1 protein-coding gene is annotated in these 1,079 nt (G+C 65.3%); it reads right to left on the minus strand.

What is annotated here, in order from left to right:
• Positions 1–949 (minus strand): IS481 family transposase (locus ON36_RS28465; RefSeq protein ID WP_043660094.1); only part of this gene is annotated, 949 nt, incomplete at its 3' end.
• Between the last annotated feature and the right edge of the window lie 130 nt (positions 950–1,079).

Here is a 1,079-nt window from a genome sequence, read left to right on the forward strand (position 1 = left end):
CTTTCCTGCCGATAGCGGTGTGTTGCCGGTGGTGATTGTAGGTGTGCAACCAGGCCGGCAGAGCGGCTCGCCGGGCTTGTTCTGACCGGTAGTGGCGGGCAAAGGCCCATTCAGCGGCCATGGTGCGGTGGAATCGTTCGATCTTGCCGTTGGTCTGGGGCCGGTAGGGGCGGGTGCGTTTGGCTCGGATACCCAGCTCGAGGCAGGTTCGGGTCCATGCCTTGGACCGGTAGCAGCTGCCGTTGTCGGACAGGACGCGCTCGACGGTCACACCGCGCTCGGCGAACCAGGCCACCGCCCTGCGCAGGACAGCGGTGGCGGTTTCGGCGGTCTCATCGGCATGGATGTCGGCATAGGCGACGCGGGACTGGTCATCGATCACGGTATGCACGAACGCGTTTCCCAGCAGCGGATTGCGATAGCGGTTGCGGCCGATTCCGGGTGTGGCCGCGCGGTGGCGGCGCCCGGCGACGCGTCCGACGAACCGCCAACCACCCCCCTCGGGGATGTTGCCCAGCTTCTTGACATCGACATGAATCAACGACCCGGCATGCGGGTGTTCGTAGCGCCGGACCACCTCTCCGGTGCGAATATCGATGTGGGACAACCGGTTCAACCGGCATCGCACCAGGACCGCATGCACGGTCGAGGCCGGTATCGACAAGCGCGAAGCGATGGCTTGCGGGGACAGGCGCTTGCGCCAGCGCAGGTCCACGATCTTGCGGACCACCGGTGCCGGGGTGCGGTTCGGGCTGTTATGCGGGCGGCTGGAACGGTCGGCCATCCCGGCTGTGCCCATCTCGCGGTAACGCTTCTGCCATCGGTTGGCCGTCGGCCACGAGACATGGAAGTACTCGGCCGCTCGGGCGATCGGCCAACCGTCATCGACGATGCGGCGGGCCAGCAGCAACCGGCCTTTCGGGGTCAGTGGTGCGTTAGCGTGGACCACGAAGGTCTCCTGTCGTTGGGTGGTTGTCTCAGCAACTCCCACTCCACGACGGAGACCTTCGCCATTCAACGATCACTTACAGCGTGTCGTCACAATCCCTCAACCAACCTGCCTGGGCAGTACACCTAGG

This window comes from Nocardia thailandica NBRC 100428 (assembly GCF_000308795.1).
Taxonomy (GTDB): domain Bacteria; phylum Actinomycetota; class Actinomycetes; order Mycobacteriales; family Mycobacteriaceae; genus Nocardia; species Nocardia thailandica.